The sequence below is a fragment of the Microbulbifer litoralis genome, from assembly GCF_023634065.1.
In the GTDB taxonomy this organism is placed as follows: domain Bacteria; phylum Pseudomonadota; class Gammaproteobacteria; order Pseudomonadales; family Cellvibrionaceae; genus Microbulbifer; species Microbulbifer litoralis.
Genome location: NZ_JALKCV010000003.1, coordinates 247,264 through 268,209 on the forward strand (window position 1 = coordinate 247,264; position 20,946 = coordinate 268,209).

A 20,946-nucleotide genomic window follows, 5' to 3' on the forward strand; every position below is an offset into this window, starting at 1 on the left:
GCTTCACATAAAGAAAGCCCGGCCGAGGGAATCGGCCGGGCTTTCTGTTTGATCGGGCACCCCTACCTCAGGCCCGTTCGATCGTCTGCTCGATGCGGCCGAAAATGGACTGGCCTTTGTCGTCCAGCATCTCGATGGCGATGCGGTCGCCGAACTGCATAAAGGCAGTGCCCGGCTTGCCATCCTGGATGGTCTCGATCATGCGGATCTCGGCGATGCAGCTGTAGCCGACGCCACCCTCGGCCACCGGCTTGCCGGGACCCCCGTCGAGTTTGTTGGACACGGTACCGGAACCGATAATGGTGCCGGCGCCCAGCGGGCGGGTTTTGGCGGCGTGGGCGATCAGTTGGCCGAAGTGGAAGGTCATATCCACGCCGGCGTTGGGCTCGCCGAACTTGTCGCCGTTCAGTTCGGATACCAGCGGCAGGTGCAGCTTGCCCCCTTTCCAATGGCCGCCCAGCTGTCCCGGCGTGACGCACACTGGCGAGAAGGCGCTGGACGGTTTGGACTGGTAGAAACCGAAGCCCTTGGCCAGCTCACCCGGGATCAGGCCGCGCAGGGAGACGTCGTTGACCAGCATCACCAGCTTGATGTGCTGCAGCGCGTCTTCCGGCGTCACCCCCATGGGCACGTCGTCGGTGATGACGGCGAGCTCGGCTTCGAAATCGATACCGAAACCTTCGCTCTGCGGCATTTTCACCGGCTCGCGCGGAGCCAGGAAGGTATCGGAACCGCCCTGGTACATCAGCGGGTCGGTCCAGAAACTCTCCGGCATTTCCGCACCGCGGGCCTTGCGCACCAGCTCCACGTGGTTGACGTAAGCGGAGCCGTCGGCCCAGTGGTAGGCGCGCGGCAGTGGCGAGTGGCATTTGGCCTGGTCGAAGGTCTCGCCATCGATCTCGCCGCTTTGCAGTTTGCCGTGCAACACTTCCAGCTCGCCGGACACTGTGCCCCAGTTATCCAGCGCACTCTGCAGCGTGGGCGCGATATCGGCTGCGGACACCATGCGGGTCAGGTCGTCGGTCACCACGACCAGCTGGCCGTCGCGGCCGGATTTAAGGCTGGCTAGCTTCACTGTGCCTCCTGTTCAGTGTTCGGTATAAATTCTTCTTCGCCGTGCATCCAGGCTGCGTGCCGCGGTGCCTTCTTGGTGCGCGACCACTCGTCCAGCATGTCTTCGGCCACCCGCTTCAGCTCGGAATGCATACCGGGCCTGGCGGTGTTGGCGGCCAGCTCGATGCGGTGGCCGTTGGGGTCGAAGAAATAGATGGACTTGAAAATCGTGTGGTCCGTGGGGCCCAGCACGTCGATGCCGGCGGCTTCCAGTCGGGCCTTGGCCGCCAGCAGTTCGTCCATGCTCTCCACCTCGAAAGCGATATGCTGCACCCACTGGGGGGTGTTTTCATCGCGCCCCATATCCGGCGAGTTGGGGATTTCGAAGAAAGCCAGCACATTGCCCATGCCCGCATCGAGAAATACGTGCATATAGGGATCCGGCTCGCCGGTGGAGGGTACCTTGTCCTCGGCGATGGCGAGCTGGAAATCCATGCCCAGGAGATCGCGGTAGAATTCCACGGTCTCCCTGGCATCGCGGCAGCGGTAGGCCACGTGGTGAATGCGTTTGATCATGCCGCATCGCCGTCTTTCTTGTCGCCACTCTCTCCACCTACAACGCCGCGCTTCACCTGGTCGCGCTCGATGGATTCAAACAAGGCCTTGAAGTTGCCTTCGCCAAAGCCCTCGTCCTGTTTGCGCTGGATAAACTCGAAGAATACCGGGCCGAGCATGTTGGCGGAGAAAATCTGCAGCAGCAGGCGCGGCTCGCCGTCCTCGGTGGTGCCGTCCAGCAGCAGGCCGCGCTTTTTCAGTTCCTCGGTGGGTTCACCGTGACCGGGCAGGCGCTCTTCCAGCATTTCATAATAGGTTTCCGGGGGCGGGGTCATGAACTCCATGCCCTGGGCCTTGAGGCGATCCCAGCAGGCCACCAGGTCGTCACAGGCAAAGGCGATATGCTGGATGCCCTCGCCGTTGTACTTCATCAGGAACTCTTCGATCTGGCCGCCACCGCCGGCCGCCTCTTCGTTCAGCGGGATGCGGATCTTGCCGTCCGGCGCGGTCATGGCCTTGGAAGTCAGGCCGGTGTACTCGCCCTTGATATCGAAGTAGCGGATCTCGCGGAAGTTGAACAGGTCTTCGTAGTACTTGGCCCAGTAGTCCATGCGGCCGCGATAGACGTTGTGGGTCAGGTGATCCAGGGTGTGGAAGCCGCAGCCTTCCGGGTGCTTGTCCACACCTTCCAGCCAGTGGAAGTCGATATCGTAGATGCTCTCGCCTTCCTTGTAACGGTCGATCAGGTACAGGGTGGCGCCGCCGATACCCTTGATGGCCGGCAGGCGCAGTTCCATCGGGCCGGTTGCCACTTCCACCGGCTGCGCGCCCTTTTTGATCGCCTCGTTGTAGGCGAAGGTGGCGTCCTTGACGCGAAAAGCCAGGCCACAGGCAGAGGGGCCGTGCTCGCGGGCGTAGTAGTCGGCGTGGCTGCCCGGCTCGTAGTTGGTGATAAAGTTGATATCGCCCTGGCGCCACAATTCCACGTCTTTGGTACGGTGGTGGGCCACTTTGGTGAAGCCCATGGCCTCGAAGACGGTTTCCAGAATGCCTTTCTCCGGCGCGGTGAATTCGACGAATTCAAAGCCGTCCAGGCCCATCGGGTTTTCAAATAAATCGGACATCAGGCCCCTCCGTTTTTCTCTCGTTTGGCTGCGCATTCGGCGTCGCAGCGGACTCATTAGTTTCAGGTGCAACGAACTTAGTTGCACCTGAAACTAATGTCAAGGGTAGACCGTTCCAAAAACCGGGTTAGTTGATCCGGTCATCGCTGCCCGGCGGGAAAGGCTCAAACGGACCAGCAGCGGCGATTGCGAAGCCGATACAATTTCCCCGAACACCAGCAATGCGGAACTTCAATCGACGGGCCAGTCATGAAAAAAACTATAACCATCCTGTTTGGATGCGTCGCCATCGCCGCGATTACAGCGGCTTTCGCCGCGCCCCGGCTGCTGGGCTTTTCCATCACCCAACTGGGCAGTGCCGTGCGCGTGGCCACCGGCATGGGCGCCAAGCTGGCCTGTTCCGGACGCTTTGTATCCGGTTTTGATGAACAGCGGATTATGGATGACCTGGCTTCCTACTCCCCCGCCACGCGGCTGTTGCAACTGCAGTACGGCGAACGCGGGGTAACGGCCGAGTTGCTGGGGCTGGGACAGACCAGCGCCACCTACCGCGAAGGGCTCGGCTGCACGCTGGATATCGGCGAGACTGCCGGGCTGGACTCGGTAAAGCTGGCACCGGTAGCGGGCGGCAGCGGCGAGTGGCCGCGGGGCGCCGCCGTCTCTTCGATCGATGCCGACCTGCAGCGCCGCGCCGCGACGATCCTCGCCCGCGACAACGCCGCCGGGCTGCAGACCCGTGCGCTGCTGGTCGTCCAGGACGGCCGCATTGCCGCCGAGGTCTACGGCCCGGGGATCGACGCGCAGACTCCGCTGCTCGGCTGGTCCATGGGCAAGAGCCTGACGGCGATGATGCTGGGCCGCATGGAAACCCTGGGGCTGGCGGATACCGGCTCGCGACCGGTGTTCGAGCAGTGGCGGGGTGACGAGCGCGCCGCCATCGCCATGGAGGACCTGCTGCACATGTCCTCCGGACTGGACTTCGACGAGACCTACACGCCGGGCAGCGACGCCACGCGGATGCTGTTCCGCTCCCACAGCGCCTCCGATGTGGCCCTGGCCAGCCCGGCGGCCTTCGCACCGGGGGCGCACTTTTCCTATTCCTCCGGCACCACCAACCTGATCGCCCGATGGATGCACGAGCGCCTGGGCGGCGAAGTGCAGTCGAGCGTGGATTTCTTTCGCGATGAAATCCTGCAACCGCTGGGCATGGCGCACACAGTATTCGAGGTGGATCCGAGCGGGGTGTTTGTCGGCAGCTCGTATATCTACGCTTCCGCCCGCGATTGGGCGCGTCTGGGCCTGCTGATGCTGAACCGCGGCGAGATGAACGGCCGGCGGCTACTCAGCGAAGAGTGGGTCGAGCGCGCGGCGGCGCCCAACAGCAGCGACAACGAGCCCCGCTACGGCTACCAGTTCTGGCTGAACCGCGGCGGCAGCTCCCCGCGCTACCCGCAATTGCCGGACGACGTCTACCTGATGCAGGGCAACCGCCGACAGCGGGTGATGATCTCGCCGTCGACCAATACGGTGGTGGTGCGGCTGGGCTGGTCGGCCAGCCGCTACCCGACCGGGGAGAACTTCGCCGAGCTGCTGCCCGGCGCATGACGCGGGCGGGGCGCAGGCAGGTGCACCCCGCCACCGCGGTCCCGGCAACTACATGGAATCGCCGCACTGACCGGTATTGGTATCGCAGGACTGCCCCTCCACGAAGGTGCCGTTCATATCGGAACACTCGGATTCACTGACCGGGCTGGCGCAGGAACCGCCGGTCTGCTGGCAACAGCCGGTGGCCCCCATCTGTTCCTCGCCGGCGGGCGGCGCGGACATATCGGTGCCGCTGTCTTTACGCTCTTCGTGTTTCGGCGAGCAGCCGGCAAACAGCGCGAGCAGAAGACCGATCGCAAATACCTGAAGCAACATTTTGGCAGGGTTCATAGATAACTCCTTACTGCGTTATGGCCGGATCGCCCTGGCGGCCCGGCGGGAAACGGGATATTCAGGCGGCTCGCGGCAACTGCTGCTCGATCGTGTGTACCGCCTGTTCCGAGATGCCGAGCTTTTCCGCCAGCGCGTCCATATAGGCCTTTTCCTTCGGGTTCCACTCGTCGACGGTCAGCGCCGACACCAGGTAGATATTCAGCGCCGTGGCCGGATCGTTGACCCGCGAGACGACCTGTTCCATATCCACCGGTTGCGTCAGCAGTTGCCGGAATTCCTCCAGTTCGGCACTGTCCAGCTTGCCTTCCAGCGCCCTGCTGATATTGCGCTGCTCGTTGGCATTGATACGGCTGTCCGCCTGCGCGGCGGCGATCATGGCACGCAGCAGCAGATCCGCCTGCTCCTCGCCCCTGCCGCCGCTACCGCTGTCGGCAAAGCCGAACATCCGCTGCTGCGGGTCTGACCAGCCGCCGCTGTTGCCGCCGGGGCCACCCGGCCCCTGTGGACTGAACTTGCCGCCCATACGGCCGAAGATTTCGCCCAGAACATCGTTCAGGTTGTCGGCGCCCGCAGATCCACCGCCCGGCCGACCCGAAGCGCCACCCTGTTGCTGCATCTGCGCGAACACGCGGCGGGCGATCTCGATCAGCATGCCAGCACCGCCGGCACCCGCGGGCGCGGTACCGCCGGATATATCGCCGAGACCGCCGCCCCCCGGCGCCGCGCCGCTGGCGGACCTGCCGCCGCGGGTGAGGATGTCGTCGAGGCTGGTGTCATCCGGCCCGGCGCGGCCCGTATCCGGCGGCGGTACGCGGGAGAAGTCCGGCGGCGGCACCGGGCGCCCACCCGGCGCACCGGACGGCGCCTGCGGCTGCTGGCGCATCTTCTTGTTGAGCATGGACACGCCGGCGCCGATCAGGGCGCCCAGCAACAGCTTCTTGTTCATCGACCTTCCTCTCGCCGGTTCGGGGCTATGTAATCACTGTAGCCCAGCTGTGGCGGGTAAACGCACTGACTGGCCAGACCGGCACGGCGCCGCTGGCCCACAGCGCACGATCACCAAATTGGCCCTGTCGTATTTCCGCCAAGCCGTTACAATCGGCCCCCGTTTGCGGGCGTCAACCGGACGCCGCGCCACCCGGATAGCACAGACCAAGGACACCCCATGATTCTCGCCGCCCTCGCCATCATCGCCGGATTCGCCCTGCTGGTCTGGAGCGCCGACCGCTTCGTCGAGGGTGCGGCCGCCACCGCCAGACACGCCGGCATGCCGACGCTGCTGATCGGCATGGTGATCGTCGGTTTCGGCACCTCCGCGCCGGAGATGGTGGTATCCGCGATGGCCGCCCTGGATGGCAGCCCGGGCCTGGCGCTGGGCAACGCCTACGGTTCCAATATCGCCAATACCGGCCTGATCCTCGGCGCCACGGCGCTGATGATCCCGCTGGCGGTACACTCCAAGATCGTGCGCCGCGAGCTGCCGCTGCTGCTGGCCATCAGCCTGCTGACCGGCTTTTTCCTGTGGAACGGCCGGCTCGCGCGCCCGGAGGCGTCGGTGCTGCTGCTGGGCTTTTTCGCGCTGGTCGGCTGGACCATCTACTCCGGTCTGCGCGGCAAGGGCGATGTCCTCGAGGGAGAGGTGCAAAGCGAGCTGGAAGTGCACGCGATGCCGCTGGGGCGCGCCCTGTTCTGGGTGGTGGCGGGCCTGACGCTGCTGATTGTCAGCTCGCGTATCCTGGTCTGGGGCGCGGTGACCATCGCCGAGTCCCTCGGTGTCAGCGACCTGATCATCGGCCTCACCATCGTCGCGCTCGGCACCTCACTGCCGGAACTGGCGGCCACGGTGATCGCCGCGCGCAAGGGCGAACACGATATCGCCATCGGCAATGTGGTGGGTTCCAACATGTTCAACCTGCTGGCGGTGGTGGGTATCGCCGGCGTTATCGCGCCGATGGACAATGTGCCACCGGAAATGCTGACCCGGGACTGGCCGGTGGTTATCGGCCTGACCGTGGCGCTGTTTGTGTTCGGCTACGGCTTCCGCGGCCAGGGCCGCATCAACCGTTTCGAGGGCGGCCTGTTGCTGGCGGCCTATATTGCCTACAACGCCTATCTGGTGATGACCATCACCACAGCTGCCACCACCTGAATTCGCCCAACACGTACAACCACCCTTGTAGCCCGGATGAAGCGCAGCGGAATCCGGGAACCCCGATACCGCACGCACGGCAGCGGCGCGGACTAGCCGCGCTCCTCCAACCGCGCCAACCGGGCCTGCAGCCTTTCGATCTCCTCCAGCAACTCGATCGCCAGCGCCGCGCCGGCCAGGTTCACCCCCAGATCCCGCTCCAGCGAATGGACCCGCCGCACCCGACGCACGCAGACGCCGCTAAAGCGCAGCCTCACGCGGCTGCGCGGTTCGATCACGCCCTCTTCCACCAGCGCCATGATATGTTCCGCCGGCAGGCCGCAGGCGCGACAGAGTTCGCTCAGGGTGAGTTCGCTGTCTTCGTCCAGAACCGCACCGGTAATCGCCTCTTCTTTCCTGCTCGCCACGTTATCCTCCCATGCCCGCGCGCGGATCGAATTCGAACGCCTGGCTGAACTGGCGATAGGCCTCCCTGTGTGCCTCGCTGTCCGCCGGTGGCGCGACTATTTTCAGTACCGCGTAGAGATCGCCCGGCGCCTGCCCCGGTGTACCGCGGGCCGGAATGCCGCGCCCCTTCAGCCGCAGCTTGCTGCCGCTTTTGCTGTTGGCCGGTATCGTCAGGTGCACTGCGCCCTCCGGCGTCGGCACCCGCACCCTGGCGCCGAGCGCCGCCTCCCAGGGGGACAGCGGCAGATCCAGGTAGACCGTTCTGCCCTCGACCGAGTAGAGCCGGTGCGGGTTGAAGGTGATCTCCAGGTAGAGATCGCCGGGCTTGCCCTCGCCCATGCCCGGCTGCCCCTGGCCGGCCAGGCGGATCTGCTGGCCCTCGGTGACACCTTTGGGAATCTTGACGTTCAGCTTGCGCTCCCTGAGCTGCGGCCGGCCATCCGGCCCCAGCTCGGAGTGCTTCAGCGTGATCTGGCGGCTGGCGCCGCGGTAGCTGTCTTCCAGGTCGATGGCGATTCTGGCGTGGGTGTTTTCACCCTGGGCGTGAAATTCGTGCCTGAAGCCACCGCCCCGGGCGCCAAAACCGGCGTGCCCCGCGCCAAAACCAGCGCGCCCGAACAGGCTCTCGAAGAAGTCGCTGAAGGCCTCCGGATCCGCCTCGGTATAGCCGCCGCCGTGGAATTCGAAGCCCTGGTCCCATCCCGGTGGCGGGCGGAACTCCTCGCCGGAGTGGTAGCCGCTGCCCAGCTGGTCGTAGGCGGCGCGCTTCTCCGGGTCCTTCAGCACTTCGTAGGCCTCGCCGACCTCCTTGAAGCGATCCTCGGCGCCCTCTTCACTGCTGACATCGGGGTGGTATTTGCGCGCCAGCTTGCGGTAGGCGCGCTTGATCTCGGCCTGGTCGGCGTCGCGCTCCAGGCCGAGGATTTGGTAGTAGTCCTTGTATTCCATGCGCGCTCGGTGTTGCGGCTTCTTTCCATTCAGGAAAGCCGAAAAGCGCCGCGTTTTCCACGATTCTGACGCGGCGCTCACCTTGCCGAGCGCAGGGCTCCTTATCTGGAGAAGTGGCTGCCTCCCGGTATCAGGATGACATTGTTGTTTTCATTTTCACGGGTCGGCACCAGCATATCGTCAAATCCATCACCATTGACGTCGCCCACACCGGCCACGGTCGTGACTTCGCCGGTAAAGCCGCTCAACGAGACACCGCCGGTATAGAACAGCACCGTTCGGTTGGAGCGCTCGTACAGCGGTAGCTCGGCCGGTATATCGGGGCCACCGTAGATCAGGGTAAAGCTGCCTGCACTGATATATGTTTCATGCGTATCCATAACGGCCAGGTCGTTGTAGCCGTCGCCGTTCACATCGCCCACGGACAGGGCCCTACAGGCGTCGCTGCCAATCACGGAGAAGCCACCATTGGGCGCCTGATCAAATACCGTGTCCTCCGAAAGCATTGCCAGCGTCTGCGGCAAGTCGCCGCTGCCATAGATGATGCGCAACCGCCCGGGACTGCCGTCATCGTTGCCCGCCTGGGCCAGGGCGATTTCATCCAGCCCATCGCCGTTGAGGTCGTTGACGATGGCGAGGCAGCGACCGAGACGAGTCCCGGTTTCCGCCGTGGAGGTGATCACCGTGCCGCCGGCAATCGTCTGCGCAAAAGTGTCCACCGTGGTGACGCGGGGGAAGTTGCCATGGCCGTAGAACAGGTAGGCGCGCCCTTCTGCCTGGTCATTCATGGATAATTCGGCGGTGAGCAGGTCGTCGATGCCGTCGCCGTTGACGTCGCCAAAGCCATCCTGCGGTATCCAGCCGAAACTGTCTCCGGCATAACCGGCCTCGACCATCTGGAAGGTGTGGATACCGTACTCGGCGTCGGTGGATGGAATGGCACTGACATCGGCGCCACCGGGCACGACAAAAAACTGTCCGTAGCCCACCTCCGTGGGTTCGACGCCGGTCATCGCCAGATCGGTGGCGCCGTCGCCGTTGACATCCCCCACGCCGCGGGTGTTGTAACGGGACTCGCCGGATACGATCGCATTGAACGTCGCCGTGCGCAGGCCCGCGTCGGTATTGTTGTGGTCGACGATTTCCGTGTAGGGGTCATCCTGCGGATTGGCAGCGCCAAATATGGTCACCGAGACGCGATCGCCGATGGCAATATCGTCGTAACCGTCGGCATTGAAATCGCCGAGCGTGCTGACATCCCACAGGAACTCCTGCCACTGGAAATGGTGACCCTGCGACGCCGCCATGTTTTCCGGCCACTCCAGCAGGTTGTAGTGGCTGTCGAACTGGCTGCGGCCATAAATCACCGCCATTTGCTGGAAGCTCGTCTCCCCGGGCTTGTACAGGATGCCGAAATCATCCCGTCCGTCGCCGTTGAAGTCTCCGAGCGCGGCGACATCGTTGCGCGGCGAATAGTCGTCCGGCGATACCCGGAAAGTGACAACATTCTCCACACCAGCCTCCCCGAGGGCTTCCAGGTCTATTTCCCGCAGGCGCACCGAGAAGTGGATCTCGAACCGCTGGCGCATCGCGGTGTCTTCGTAGCTCTCACCCAGGATATTGATCACCGCCTGATCGTCGCCGAGAAAACCACTGCGCGGCTGGTATCGATAGAGACAGGGTTCCACCTCGATAAGCTCGCCGGCCTCTGGTTGCCGGTCGATCTCGCAGCGGCTTTCCTGCATAGGCGTGGTAGGATCGACCGAGATAAAGTCACTCAACTCATCAACATTTAACGGCATGTCGATGTTTTGGGTAGCGAGCATCTCTTCGTTGTCCCCACCACTGCCGGAATCATTGCCGGAACCACCGCCGCACCCGCCCAGCAACGCGCTGGCCCCCAACAGGGCGGCTACCCCATACCGGTTCACTGTTTTCATCACGACTCCCTGACTAACGTTTTTATTAATGTGAAAATCTTGTACATTTTTTCCAATGTACCTCGATAACAAAGATACCGGCGCCATATTGCCGCTTCAACTGCAGCCGCCACTGCGACAAAAGCGGCAATGGCGACCGACAAACACTGCAGCGGGCCAATTGTCACCCGGTCACAGAACACAGGATCTTCCTATGCGCCGCACTCTCTGGACACTGCTGCTCTGCAGCGCGATGCCACTGACAGCCGCTGAATCGCCCGGCACCCCCATGACCAACGCCGCATCGACCGCTGCCGAGGTGACGGTGGAGGTCCATCGGGATCTGCGCTGGGCCAGCCCCGCCGGTGTCTCGCTGACAGCAGATATCTTCCAACCCACAGGTGATGGTGATGGCGACAGCTATCCGGTGGTGGTGATCTACCACGGCGGTGGCTGGCTGGTGAACGACAACAGCATCATGGACGCCACCGCCCGCTACCTGGCGGAACAGGGCGAGTTCGTGGTCGCCAACATGAACTACCGGCTGCTGGTGGACAATGGCAACCAGACGTTGATGAGTGAAATCATCGAGGATGTGTTCGGCGGCCTGCTTTGGGTCAAGGACCATATCGCCGACTACGGCGGCGACCCGGCACGGATCGCGATTACCGGCGACAGTGCCGGCGGCCACCTGGCGGCGATGCTGCTGACCGCCGGGCGCGACCTGTCCAGCGATGGCTTCACCCGCGCGCGGCAGGCCTTCAAACCCACTTACCTGCCGGAGGGCAGGACCGCCGAGCAGGTGGCCGCCGCCGACGGCCTGGCGGTGCAGGCGGCGGTACTCAGCTACGGCGCCTTCGATCTCTACTCCGCCGCCAGGGGCGGTTTCGAAACCGAGGCCAACGGCTTCTGGCAGTGGGCCGGCGCCAAACCGCGCGGCATCTTCTGCGACAAAATCAGTCCGGAACAGGACCCCGATCTCTACCGCGCGGTGTCACCGCTGTACCGGATTCCAAATGCCGACGAATACCGGCTGCCACCGGTGTTTGCCCATGTCGGCAGCGAGGACAAAACCACACCGCCGGAGGCGGTCAAGGCGTTCGTCGACAAGATGCGCGCGGCGGGCCAGCCGATCGAGTACAAGGTCTACCAGGGCAAGAACCACGCGTTTCTGGATACCGGCTGCAACGAGTTTCTCGGCAACTGTTTCGAGGAGGATGCGCCGGATACGCTGGACGATATGATTGCGTTTTTCGACCGGCACCTGCGCGCGAAGGGTTGATATAAAAAGGCCGCCCGGCGGGCGTAATACCGGTCAGTTAAGCTAAAGGCTTGGTAGACGAGATTGTACGGGGCTTTGGCTGGCTTCGGGGCGGCCCTGCTACCGGGTGCAGCCTTGCGAGACACGGGCTAGGCGCCCCCCCGTATATACATCCCTGTAGGCTTGTCTGCGAGGTCCCTCTCGCAGACAGTCTCGCAAGGCTGCACCCGGCATCAGGGCCTTTGCGGCGACAGTGTAGCTTAACTGACCGGCATCAGCCGCCGGGCGGCTTTGATACAACGTCTACAACGTCGGGCCGGGCCGATCAGCTTTCGGCTTCCACCGTCCGGTTCAGGTCGCCGACCCCGGCTTCCTTCAGCAGCGAGTCCACCAGCGGCGCCATGGCGCGGTGTTTCAGCGCGCTGCCAACGAGTGCCTCCGGCAGGCTCTGACTGCCGCCATTGCCATCCCCGTCCACCGCGCCGGCGCGATCGCCGACACCGCTCAGCCCCTCGACGGAAATGATCTTCATGCCGTCGATACTCTCCATCGGCTTGACGCTCTCGCGGATGATATTGGGCAGGTTCTCGTGCAGGCTGAGCACTTTCTTCAGTGCCACCTGCGCCTCGTTGAGACTGTTCAGGGCCTCGTTCATCTGGCGCTGGCCCTCGGCTTCCACGGCGTATTTCTCGCGGTCCGCCTCCACTTTGATGCGGGTGGATTCCGCCTCGGCGCTGGCCTGCAGGCGCAGTGCCTCGGCCTTGTCCTCGGCCGCCGCCTTTTCCGCTTCCGCGGCCACGGTGATCGCAGTTGCCTGGCGCTCGGCCTCTTTCTGCGCCTCGATGATTTCGATCTGCTTGTCGCGCTCGGCGACCTCCACATTCTTGGCGGTGTTGACCTGCTCCTCGGCCTTGACCGCCTCCGCCAGCGCCACGTTGGCCTGCTGGTCTGCCAGCGACTGCTCCTTGGATTTTTCCGCTACCGCAATGGCGCGCTCCTGCTCGGCGATCTCCACGGACTTCTGTTTGGAGATGCGCTGCTCATCCAGCACCCGCTCGCGCTCGATCTCCTGCTCCTGCAGGCGTTTCTCCTTCTCGATTTCCAGCAGCCTGGTGGCCTGGTCGGCGGAGATGCGCGACTGGTCGACCTCCCGCTCGGCCTCGATTTCCGCCTGCCGCGCGGCGCGCTCCTGGGCGGCCAGCTCCTTGGCAATATTCGATTTCTGCGCCGCCTGCCGGTTTTCGATTTCCCGCTGCTGTTCCAGGTGCGCGTAGCGTTTTTCCTTCTCGATTTCGAGTTTTTCGCGCTCCGCCTCGAGATTTTTCTTCTCGATCTGCACCATGGTTTCCTGCTCGACGTCGTTGACCTCCTTGCGGCGCGCCTCGATCGAGCGGGTCATGCTGGCCAAGCCCTCGGCGTCGAACACATTGTCCTGGTTGAAGAATTCCTTGTGGGTCTGGTCCAGGCCGGTCAGGGAAACCGATTCCAGTTCCAGGCCGTTTTTCAGCAGGTCCTCGGACACCACCTGCTGCACCTTCTGCACAAACTGGCTGCGCTGCTCGTGCAGTTCCGCCATTTCCATTTCCGCGGCCACCGAGCGCAGCGCGTCGACGAACTTGCCCTCGATCATCTCCTTCAGCGCTTCCGGATCCAGGGTGCGCACGCCGAGGGTCTGGGCGGCGTTGGCGATGGCATCGATATCGGGTTTCACCCGCAGGTAGAACTCCGCCAGTACATCCACGCGCATGCGGTCCTTGGTGATCAGCGCCTGGTGTTCCTTGCGCGATACCGCCAGGCGCAGGGTGTTCATATTGACCGGGATGATTTCGTGCAGCACCGGCAGCACCAGCGCGCCGCCGTTCATGATCACCTTCTGCCCGCCCATGCCGGTGCGCACGAAGGAGCGCTCCTTGGATGCGCGGGTATACAGGCGCGCGAAAATGATGCCGATCAAAATCAGTCCGACGAGCACCGCACCGGCCATCGTCAGGATACTGGAAAGGTTCTGAATCACTTTTTGTTCTCCATATTTTATAGTTTGGTTGTTGCCGGTCAGGCATCGGAGGGCGCGGCGATGACCCGGAAGCCGGATCCCCACGCCTCTACCAGCAGCACCCGATCGCCGCGGCTGAAGGTTTCGTCGTCGTAGGGTTCCACCATCACATAGTGACTGGTGCCGTATCGGTCGCTGAAGCGCGCCTCGGCCGGCGAGCCCGACGCCGCCTCACCGACGGTGATGACGGCCACGCAGCCGGCGAAGGTGTCGCGGCCCACGGCTTCGGTACTGTCTCCGAGGGCAAAGCGCCGCAACAGGTTGCCAGCCAGGCGCACCTGCGGCAGCGACAGCAGCAGTACCGGCAGTGCCAACAGCCAGGCGGGTAACAGCGCGCCCGCCTGGGATTGCGCCAGCATCTGTATCAGCAGCCCGGTCACGCCGAAGCTGACCAGGAAGGCGACCAGCAGAATCAGCGCCGGCACCTCGCCGAAGCGGAGCCATCCCAGCAGCCGCGCCAGCCCGCCACCGGCCCCCGAATCGGGCATCTCCGCATTCAGGTCCAGGTCCGGCAGCAGGTTGTCGAGCAGGTCCGAGAGGCCGATACCGACCAGCACCATGAACAGCTCCAGCACCGCGATCATCAGCATCAGCACCAGCGCGCCGGTAAACAGCTGGTTGCCGTCTTCGAGCAGGAATTCCATCAGAAACCGACCCCGGACAAGGCTCTGCGGGGATCATCGTGGATTCGCCCGTTGCCGCTGCGCGGGGCCCGTCGTTCGTTCATTCATTTCTCCTTCGTCCGGCGCCCGCAGCCAGCGGCCACCGATCGGCGCCAAAGTCCGTACAAAATTACAGAGACGTCCGAAAGCGATCAATTACACGCTATTACAGCGGAGAGAACGGGACGGGGATAAGGGCAACATGAAGCGCCGGTCACACAGGCCGAGCCGCTGCCGGCGCGGTGGCTGTGCTTTGCTTTTGGGATGGAACCCGTTTTCACGGTACAGCAATGACATCGCACAACCTGATCCTGAACGTCGACAGCTACAAGGCCAGCCACTACCTGCAATACCCGCCGGGGGCGGAAAAGGTCAGCAGCTATGTGGAATGCCGTGGCGGCGAGTTTCCGGAGGCGGTGTTTTTCGGTCTGCAGGCGTTCCTGCGCCAGTACCTGCAGACGCCGATCCATATGGGCGATATCGACGAGGCGGAGGAGATGCTGCACGCTCACGGGCTGCCGTTTCACCGCGCCGGCTGGGAGCATATCCTCGAGGAGCACGGCGGCCTGCTGCCACTGGAAATCTCGGCGGTGCCGGAGGGCACGCTGGTGCCGCTGCACAATGTGATGCTGCAGGTGGTGAACACCTGCCCGGCCTGCTTCTGGCTCACCAGCTATATGGAGACGGCGCTGGTGCGGGCGCTCTGGTACCCGATTACCGTCGCCACCCAGAGCCGCGGGATCAAGAAGATCCTGGCCCACTACCTGGACGAGACCGCCGACTCCCGCGATTCGCTGCCGTACATGCTGCACGATTTCGGCGCCCGCGGCGCCACCAGCCTGGAGAGCGCCATGCTCGGCGGCATGGCACACCTGGTGAATTTCCACGGCACCGATACCGTGTCCGGGCTGGTGGCGGCGCGGCGTTTCTACGATGCGGAGATGGCCGGTTTCTCCATCCCGGCGGCGGAGCACAGCACCATGACCGCCTGGGGCAAAGAGCGGGAGGCGGACGCCTACGCCAATATGCTCGACCAGTTCGCCGGGCCGGGAAAAGTGGTGGCGGTGGTCAGCGACAGCTACGACCTGTGGTATGCCATCGACAAACTCTGGGGCGGCACCCTCAAACAGCGGGTGATCGACAGCGGCGGCACGCTGGTGGTGCGGCCGGATTCCGGCGACCCGGTGCAAATCGTCACCGAAAGCCTGGAGCGGCTGATGAAAATCTTCGGCGCGAAGGAAAACAGCCGCAGCTACCGGGTGCTGCCGGACTATATCCGCATCATCCAGGGCGACGGCGTCTCGCGCCATTCGATCCCCCAGATCCTGCAGGCGATGAAAGCGCGCAGGCAGAGCGCCGACAATATTACCTTCGGCATGGGCGGCGAGCTGCTGCAGAAGCTGAACCGCGACATCATGAGCTTCGCCATGAAAGCCAGCGCCATCCGCATCGACGGCCGCTGGCACGATGTCTACAAGGACCCGGTGACCGGGCCGGAGAAAAAGTCCAAGCGCGGCCGGCTGGCACTGATACGCAACACATCCGACGAGATGGAGACAGTGCGCCTGGAAGACCTGGGCGAACGGCAGAACCTGTTGCGACCCGTCTATTGCGACGGGCGCATACTGGTGGAAAACAGCTTTGAAGCGGTGCGCGAGCGAGCCGAACTGTAACCGGTCGACAACCGCCGGGTAGCGCTCGCACAAGACGTGAGCACCTCCACCAGTCACGCCGGGAACACCGCAATGTGCACCAAACCGGTCCCCGCATAGCGTTGAATGCCCCGCCACAAGGCACCCCAACCATTCGCCCCCGCCAGCCCTCAACTCGGCGCTCCAACGCTTTACAAATGCCTGCCGGCAGGATTAGCTGTGCGTTTCGCTCGCAGCCGACACCGGCTGACAAACTGTGTTAGTTTGGAGCGCTGCAGCCGCCACAACAGCGGACAATAACGATAAACAGCTTCCCGGCCCGGCCCACAAGGCGGAGGTACGGGAGCTCGGGGAGGACAATGAAGAGAAGAAATTTCCTCAAGCTCGCCGGTGCCGGCGGTATCCTGCTGCCGGTCAGCGGTATCGCGGTCTCCGCCGAACAGCTCGCCAGCAACGGCATGGATGCGGGGGACAAGAAAACCCTCGCCGATATCGTGCTCAATACCGCCCGCAAGGCCGGCGCCAGCTATACCGATGTGCGCATCGGCCGCTACCTGAACCAGTTCCTGCTGACCCGCGAAACCAACGTCGAGAATATCGTCAACACCGAGTCCTTCGGTGTCGGTATCCGCGTGATCGCCGGCGGCACCTGGGGTTTTGCCGCCACCAATGACGTGACGCCGGACGGCGTCGCCCGGGCCGCGCGCCAGGCGGTGGCCGTGGCCAGGGCCAACTCAAAACACCAACGCGAGCCGGTACAGCTGGCGCCGGTAGAAGGTGTGGGCGAGGCCTCCTGGCGGACGCCGATCCGGAAGAATGCCTTGGAGGTACCGATCAGCGAGAAGGTCGACTACCTGATGCATGTGAATGACAGCGCGCTGAAAGCCGGTGCCAGCTTCGTCAACAGCTCCCTGTACCTGGTCAACGAACAGAAGTATTTCGCCTCCAGCGACGGCTCCTATATCGACCAGGATGTCCACCGCCTGTGGGCGCCGATGCAGGTTACCGCGGTGGACAAGAAAACCGGTGTCTTCAAGACCCGCGACGGCCTCAGCACGCCGGTGGGCCTCGGCTACGAGTACCTGGACGGCCGCGAGGAAGACAAGATTCCCGGCCAGACCACGCTGTACGGCGACTCCTACGATATGGCCGAGGATGCGGTGCTGGCCGCAGAGCAGGCGAAAGCCAAGCTGTCGGCCAAGTCCATCGACCCGGGCAAGTACGACCTGGTGCTGGAACCCCTGCACCTGCGGCTGACCATTCACGAATCCGTCGGTCACCCGCTGGAGCTCGATCGCGTGCTCGGCTACGAGGCCAACTACGCCGGCACCTCCTTCGCCACGCTGGACAAGTGGCGCAGCGGCAAATTCCAGTACGGCAGCGAGCGGGTGAATTTTTTCGCCGACCGCACACAGCGCGGCTCACTGGGCGCCGTCGGTTACGACGACGAGGGCGTCAAGGCCAAGCACTGGGACCTGGTGAAGGACGGCATCCTGGTGAACTACCAGGCCACCCGCGACCAGGTACACATGATCGACCAGAAGGAATCCCACGGCTGCTCCTACGCCGACAGTTGGTCCAGCGTGCAATTCCAGCGCATGCCCAATGTGTCGCTGGCGCCGGGAGAGGAGAAGTATTCGGTCGAGGACATGATCGGCGACGTGGAAAAGGGCATCTATATCCTCGGCCGCGGCTCCTACTCCATCGACCAGCAGCGCTACAACTTCCAGTTCGGCGGCCAGCTGTTCTACGAGATCAGGGACGGCGAGATTGTCGGCCAGGTGGAGGATGTCGCCTACCAGTCGAACACGCAGGAATTCTGGAATTCCTGCAGCGCCATCTGCGACGAGAGCGACTACCGGCTGGGCGGCACCTTCTTCGATGGCAAGGGCCAACCGAGCCAGGTCAGCGCCGTGTCCCACGGCTGTGCGACGAGCCGGTTCGACAATATCAACGTGATCAATACCAAACGCAAACTTTCCTGAGGAAACCCAGAACGACTCTTTGTCGTCACTCCGGCGCAGGCCGGAGTCCAGCAACCCCCCAGGCAGATGGATTCCGGCATTCGCCGCAATGACAAGCCCTGAGGTTTTTCTGGTCAAGCGAACAACAATAAAGTTTCGGAGCAAACAAAAATGGCAATTTTATCCCGAAGTGAAGCCAAGCAGATTCTCGACAAGGTGCTGAAATTCAGCAAGGCGGAAGGGGCCAGCGCGCAGCTGACAGGCGCCGAGACCGGTAATATCCGCTACGCCCGCAACAGCGTGTCCACCAGCGGCATCGTCAACGATATCGAGCTGGCGGTGGAAGCGCGCTTTGGCAAGAAATCCGGTATCGCCACCATCAACGAATTCAGCGATGCGGCACTGGAGAAGGTCATGCGCCGCGCCGAGGAACTGGCCAAGCTGTCGCCGGACAACCCGGAATCCATGCCGCTGCTGGGCAAGCAGAAGTACAAGAGCGTGGACGCCTTTGCCAAATCCACCGCCGGGATCACCCCGGACCAGCGCGCCAAGGCCGCGGCGGATTCCATCATCGCCGCCCGGGAAAAGAAAGTGGTCGCCGCCGGCTACCTGGAAGACGCGCGCTCCTTTGCCGCGGTAGCCAACAGCAACGGGCTGTTCGGCTACCACGCCGCCACCTCCGCCAATTTCACCGTCACCATGCGCACCGAGAACGGCCTCGGTTCGGGCTGGGCGCAGAGCGATGTGACCGACTTCGCCGCCATGAGCACCGGCTCGGTTTCCAGCACCGCGGTCGACAAGGCGGTGCTGTCCCAGGAAGCGCGCGCGCTGGAGCCCGGCAAGTACACCGTCATTCTCGAACCCGCCGCCGTGTCCGGCCTGGTCGGCTTCATGATGTGGAACTACGATGCGCGCTCCGCCGATGAGGGCCGCAGTTTCATGAGCAAGAAGGGCGGCGGCAGCCGCATCGGCGAGAAGATGTTCGACAAGCGCGTACATCTCTACTCGGATCCCGCCGACCTCAACGTGCCGGCACAGCCCTGGTCCGAAGACGACCATATGGCTCTGGAACGGGTCGACTGGATCAAGGACGGCGTGGTGGAAAACCTGCCGCGCAGCCGCTACTGGGCCAGCCAGTCGGACGACAAGGCGATCCCCACCCCGAGCAACCTGATCATGGTCGGCGGCGATAAATCCACCGAGGAACTGATCAAGAAGACGCGCCGCGGTGTGCTGGTGACCCGTACCTGGTATATCCGTATGGTCGATCCGCAGTCGCTGCTGCTGACCGGCCTGACCCGCGACGGCACCTTCTATATCGAAAACGGCGAGATCAAGTACCCGATCAAGAATTTCCGCTTCAACGAAAGCCCGGTGATCATGCTGAACAATATCGAGGACATGGGCCGCGCCGAACGCGTGGGCATGTACGGTTTTTCCGCCATGATCCCCGCGCTCAAAGTGCGCGACTTCACCTTCAGCAGCCTTTCCGACGCCGTATAACGGCCACAGCGAAGCGAGGATAAGAACAATGGATAGAAGAAAGTTTCTCCAGCTGAGCGGCGCTGGCCTGGGTGTTTCCATGCTGCCGCTGTCCGGCAGTGTCGTGGCGGAAAGCAAACTGCTCCACAGTGGGATGGATGTCGCGGCCAAGAAAGCGCTGGCGGACGCGGCCCTGAACACCGCCACCAAGCTGGGGGCCAAGTACGCCGATGTGCGCATCGGCCGCTACCTGAACCAGTACGTCATCACCCGCGAGATGAAAGTGCAGAACGTGGTCAATACCGAATCCATCGGTATGGGCGTGCGCGTGATCGCCAACGGCACCTGGGGTTTTGCCGCCACCAATGACATGACCAGCGACGGCATCGCCCGCGCCACCGCGCAGGCGGTGGCCACTGCCAAGGCCAATGCCAGGTACCAGAAGGAACCGGTGCAGCTGGCGCCGGTGAAAGGCCACGGCGAAGTGAGCTGGAAAACGCCGATCCAGAAGAACGCCATGACCATTCCGCTGGCGGAGAAAGTCGACCTGCTGATGGAAGTGAACAAGTCGGCACTGGACGCCGGCGCCAGCTTCGTTAATTCCATGCTGTACCTGGTCAACGAGCAGAAGTATTTCGCCTCTACCGATGGCTCCTATATCGACCAGGACGTGCACCGGCTTTGGGCGCCGTTCAGTGTCACCGCGGTGGACAAGAAGGACGGCGGCTTCCGCACCCGCGAGGGCCTGAGCCAGCCGGTCGGCCGCGGTTTTGAATACCTGGACGGCCGCGCCGAGGACAAGATCCAGTCGCAGACGGTGCTGTACCGCGATTCCTACGATATGGTCGAGGACGCACAGCTGGCCGCACAGCAGGCGCAGGAAAAGCTCAAGGCCAAATCCGTCAAGCCGGGCAAGTACGACCTGGTACTGGACCCCAGCCACCTGTGGCTGACAATCCACGAATCCGTCGGCCACCCGCTGGAACTGGACCGCGTTCTCGGCTACGAGGCCAACTACGCCGGCACCTCCTTCGCCACCATCGACAAGTGGCGCAGCGGCAAGTTCCAGTACGGCAGCGACAAGGTCAACCTGTTCGCCGACAAGCTACAGCCGGGCTCCCTCGGCGCCGTCGGCTATGACGACGAAGGTGTGAAAACCAAACGCTGGGACCTGGTGAAAAACGGCGTGCTGGAGAACTACCAGGCGATCCGCGACCAGGTGCATATGCTGGGCGAAAAGGAATCCCAGGGCTGTTGCTACGCCGACAGCTGGTCCAGCGTGCAGTTCCAGCGCATGGCCAACGTCTCCCTGGCACCGGGCAAAGACGAGCTCAGTGTGAAAGAGATGATCAAGGATGTGGAAAAAGGCATCTACATCGTCGGCGATGGCTCCTTCTCTATCGACCAGCAGCGCTACAACTTCCAGTTCGGCGGCCAGTTGTTTTACGAGATCGAGAACGGCGAGATCACCGGCATGGTCGAGGACGTCGCCTACCAGTCGAATACCCAGGAATTCTGGAATTCCTGTTCGCAGATCTGTGACCAGCGCGACTACCGCCTGGGTGGCTCCTTCTTCGACGGCAAGGGCCAGCCGAGCCAGGTCAGCGCCGTGTCCCACGGCAGCGCGACCGCGCGTTTTGACGAGGTGAATGTGATCAATACCAAGCGCAAGCTGGGTTAACAGAAAACCGTCATCCCGGCGGATGCCGGGATGACGATGCAAATAATCGATTCATAAA

17 protein-coding genes are annotated in these 20,946 nt (G+C 63.2%); 7 read left to right on the forward strand and 10 right to left on the reverse strand.

Translation table 11 applies throughout. The features are described from left to right. Positions 1 to 67: 67 nt before the first annotated feature. The 3 genes from MWN76_RS06740 to hppD are packed head-to-tail and all read right to left on the reverse strand — an operon-like array spanning position 68 to position 2,732. Positions 68 to 1,075: a fumarylacetoacetate hydrolase family protein gene (locus MWN76_RS06740; RefSeq protein WP_250460416.1), complete on the reverse strand. Its 1,008-nt coding sequence runs from the start codon at positions 1,073 to 1,075 to the stop codon at positions 68 to 70. Next, positions 1,072 to 1,629, reverse strand: coding sequence for a VOC family protein (locus MWN76_RS06745; RefSeq protein WP_250460418.1), 558 nt, complete (start codon positions 1,627 to 1,629; stop codon positions 1,072 to 1,074). Before MWN76_RS06745 ends, MWN76_RS06740 begins: the two co-directional genes overlap by 4 nt. Beyond that, a complete protein-coding gene (gene hppD, locus MWN76_RS06750; protein ID WP_250460420.1) occupies positions 1,626 to 2,732 on the reverse strand; it encodes a 4-hydroxyphenylpyruvate dioxygenase in 1,107 nt (368 codons plus the stop codon). Before hppD ends, MWN76_RS06745 begins: the two co-directional genes overlap by 4 nt. A 249-nt stretch (positions 2,733 to 2,981) precedes the next feature. On the opposite strand from hppD, the gene MWN76_RS06755 reads away from it, so the two are divergent. Further along, positions 2,982 to 4,337 (forward strand): serine hydrolase domain-containing protein, encoded by a 1,356-nt coding sequence (locus MWN76_RS06755; RefSeq protein WP_250460422.1) that lies wholly within the window; start codon positions 2,982 to 2,984, stop codon positions 4,335 to 4,337. Positions 4,338 to 4,385: 48 nt separating this feature from the next. Here the strand turns inward: MWN76_RS06755 and MWN76_RS06760 are convergent, their stop codons facing one another. Then, complete coding sequence (locus MWN76_RS06760) at positions 4,386 to 4,667, reverse strand: hypothetical protein (RefSeq protein WP_250460424.1); 282 nt, start codon at positions 4,665 to 4,667, stop codon at positions 4,386 to 4,388. Positions 4,668 to 4,728: 61 nt separating this feature from the next. Next, positions 4,729 to 5,616 (reverse strand): DUF533 domain-containing protein, encoded by an 888-nt coding sequence (locus MWN76_RS06765; protein WP_250460426.1) that lies wholly within the window; start codon positions 5,614 to 5,616, stop codon positions 4,729 to 4,731. A 219-nt stretch (positions 5,617 to 5,835) separates the two neighbouring features. On the opposite strand from MWN76_RS06765, the gene MWN76_RS06770 reads away from it, so the two are divergent. After that, on the forward strand, positions 5,836 to 6,819 hold the full coding sequence (locus MWN76_RS06770; RefSeq protein ID WP_250460428.1) for a calcium/sodium antiporter: 984 nt from the start codon (positions 5,836 to 5,838) through the stop codon (positions 6,817 to 6,819). Between the two features lie 92 nt (positions 6,820 to 6,911). Here the strand turns inward: MWN76_RS06770 and MWN76_RS06775 are convergent, their stop codons facing one another. The 3 genes from MWN76_RS06775 to MWN76_RS06785 all read right to left on the reverse strand — a co-directional run bounded on the left by MWN76_RS06775 (position 6,912) and on the right by MWN76_RS06785 (position 10,154). Beyond that, complete coding sequence (locus MWN76_RS06775) at positions 6,912 to 7,226, reverse strand: chaperone modulator CbpM (protein WP_250460430.1); 315 nt, start codon at positions 7,224 to 7,226, stop codon at positions 6,912 to 6,914. A gap of 1 nt (position 7,227) precedes the next feature. After that, positions 7,228 to 8,214 (reverse strand): DnaJ C-terminal domain-containing protein, encoded by a 987-nt coding sequence (locus tag MWN76_RS06780; protein WP_250460432.1) that lies wholly within the window; start codon positions 8,212 to 8,214, stop codon positions 7,228 to 7,230. Positions 8,215 to 8,315: 101 nt separating this feature from the next. After that, on the reverse strand, positions 8,316 to 10,154 hold the full coding sequence (locus MWN76_RS06785) for an FG-GAP repeat domain-containing protein (protein ID WP_250460434.1): 1,839 nt from the start codon (positions 10,152 to 10,154) through the stop codon (positions 8,316 to 8,318). Positions 10,155 to 10,347: 193 nt separating this feature from the next. Here MWN76_RS06785 and MWN76_RS06790 point away from each other — a divergent pair, with 193 nt between their 5' ends. After that, positions 10,348 to 11,415 carry an alpha/beta hydrolase gene (locus MWN76_RS06790; protein WP_250460436.1) on the forward strand — a complete coding sequence of 356 codons (1,068 nt, stop codon included), beginning with the start codon at positions 10,348 to 10,350 and terminating at the stop codon, positions 11,413 to 11,415. Positions 11,416 to 11,719: 304 nt separating this feature from the next. Here the strand turns inward: MWN76_RS06790 and MWN76_RS06795 are convergent, their stop codons facing one another. Together MWN76_RS06795 and MWN76_RS06800 are read right to left on the reverse strand one after the other, a co-directional pair. After that, positions 11,720 to 13,408 carry a flotillin family protein gene (locus tag MWN76_RS06795; protein WP_250460438.1) on the reverse strand — a complete coding sequence of 563 codons (1,689 nt, stop codon included), beginning with the start codon at positions 13,406 to 13,408 and terminating at the stop codon, positions 11,720 to 11,722. A gap of 38 nt (positions 13,409 to 13,446) precedes the next feature. Continuing rightward, positions 13,447 to 14,091: a YqiJ family protein gene (locus tag MWN76_RS06800; RefSeq protein WP_250460439.1), complete on the reverse strand. Its 645-nt coding sequence runs from the start codon at positions 14,089 to 14,091 to the stop codon at positions 13,447 to 13,449. Positions 14,092 to 14,399: 308 nt separating this feature from the next. Here MWN76_RS06800 and MWN76_RS06805 point away from each other — a divergent pair, with 308 nt between their 5' ends. The 4 genes from MWN76_RS06805 to MWN76_RS06820 all read left to right on the forward strand — a co-directional run bounded on the left by MWN76_RS06805 (position 14,400) and on the right by MWN76_RS06820 (position 20,888). Next, the gene (locus MWN76_RS06805; protein WP_250460441.1) at positions 14,400 to 15,782 is read left to right on the forward strand and encodes a nicotinate phosphoribosyltransferase; all 1,383 of its coding nucleotides are present in this window, start codon (positions 14,400 to 14,402) and stop codon (positions 15,780 to 15,782) included. 338 nt (positions 15,783 to 16,120) lie between these two features. Further along, a complete protein-coding gene (locus MWN76_RS06810) occupies positions 16,121 to 17,746 on the forward strand; it encodes a TldD/PmbA family protein (RefSeq protein ID WP_250460443.1) in 1,626 nt (541 codons plus the stop codon). Between the two features lie 150 nt (positions 17,747 to 17,896). Then, positions 17,897 to 19,228: a TldD/PmbA family protein gene (locus MWN76_RS06815; RefSeq protein WP_250460444.1), complete on the forward strand. Its 1,332-nt coding sequence runs from the start codon at positions 17,897 to 17,899 to the stop codon at positions 19,226 to 19,228. 28 nt (positions 19,229 to 19,256) lie between these two features. Next, positions 19,257 to 20,888: a TldD/PmbA family protein gene (locus MWN76_RS06820; RefSeq protein ID WP_250460447.1), complete on the forward strand. Its 1,632-nt coding sequence runs from the start codon at positions 19,257 to 19,259 to the stop codon at positions 20,886 to 20,888. The last annotated feature ends 58 nt before the right edge of the window (positions 20,889 to 20,946 follow it).

Excerpts from the sequence above, each read along its gene's own strand:
- MWN76_RS06765 (WP_250460426.1), bottom strand. The coding sequence starts at position 5,616 with ATGAACAAGAAGCTGTTGCTGGGCGCCCTGATCGGCGCCGGCGTGTCC.
- MWN76_RS06770 (WP_250460428.1), top strand. The coding sequence starts at position 5,836 with ATGATTCTCGCCGCCCTCGCCATCATCGCCGGATTCGCCCTGCTGGTC.
- MWN76_RS06760 (WP_250460424.1), bottom strand. The coding sequence starts at position 4,667 with ATGAACCCTGCCAAAATGTTGCTTCAGGTATTTGCGATCGGTCTTCTG.
- MWN76_RS06810 (WP_250460443.1), top strand. The coding sequence starts at position 16,121 with ATGAAGAGAAGAAATTTCCTCAAGCTCGCCGGTGCCGGCGGTATCCTG.
- MWN76_RS06785 (WP_250460434.1), bottom strand. The coding sequence starts at position 10,154 with ATGAAAACAGTGAACCGGTATGGGGTAGCCGCCCTGTTGGGGGCCAGC.
- MWN76_RS06815 (WP_250460444.1), top strand. The coding sequence starts at position 17,897 with ATGGCAATTTTATCCCGAAGTGAAGCCAAGCAGATTCTCGACAAGGTG.
- MWN76_RS06780 (WP_250460432.1), bottom strand. The coding sequence starts at position 8,214 with ATGGAATACAAGGACTACTACCAAATCCTCGGCCTGGAGCGCGACGCC.
- MWN76_RS06800 (WP_250460439.1), bottom strand. The coding sequence starts at position 14,091 with ATGGAATTCCTGCTCGAAGACGGCAACCAGCTGTTTACCGGCGCGCTG.
- MWN76_RS06790 (WP_250460436.1), top strand. The coding sequence starts at position 10,348 with ATGCGCCGCACTCTCTGGACACTGCTGCTCTGCAGCGCGATGCCACTG.
- hppD (WP_250460420.1), bottom strand. The coding sequence starts at position 2,732 with ATGTCCGATTTATTTGAAAACCCGATGGGCCTGGACGGCTTTGAATTC.
- MWN76_RS06805 (WP_250460441.1), top strand. The coding sequence starts at position 14,400 with ATGACATCGCACAACCTGATCCTGAACGTCGACAGCTACAAGGCCAGC.
- MWN76_RS06745 (WP_250460418.1), bottom strand. The coding sequence starts at position 1,629 with ATGATCAAACGCATTCACCACGTGGCCTACCGCTGCCGCGATGCCAGG.
- MWN76_RS06820 (WP_250460447.1), top strand. The coding sequence starts at position 19,257 with ATGGATAGAAGAAAGTTTCTCCAGCTGAGCGGCGCTGGCCTGGGTGTT.
- MWN76_RS06755 (WP_250460422.1), top strand. The coding sequence starts at position 2,982 with ATGAAAAAAACTATAACCATCCTGTTTGGATGCGTCGCCATCGCCGCG.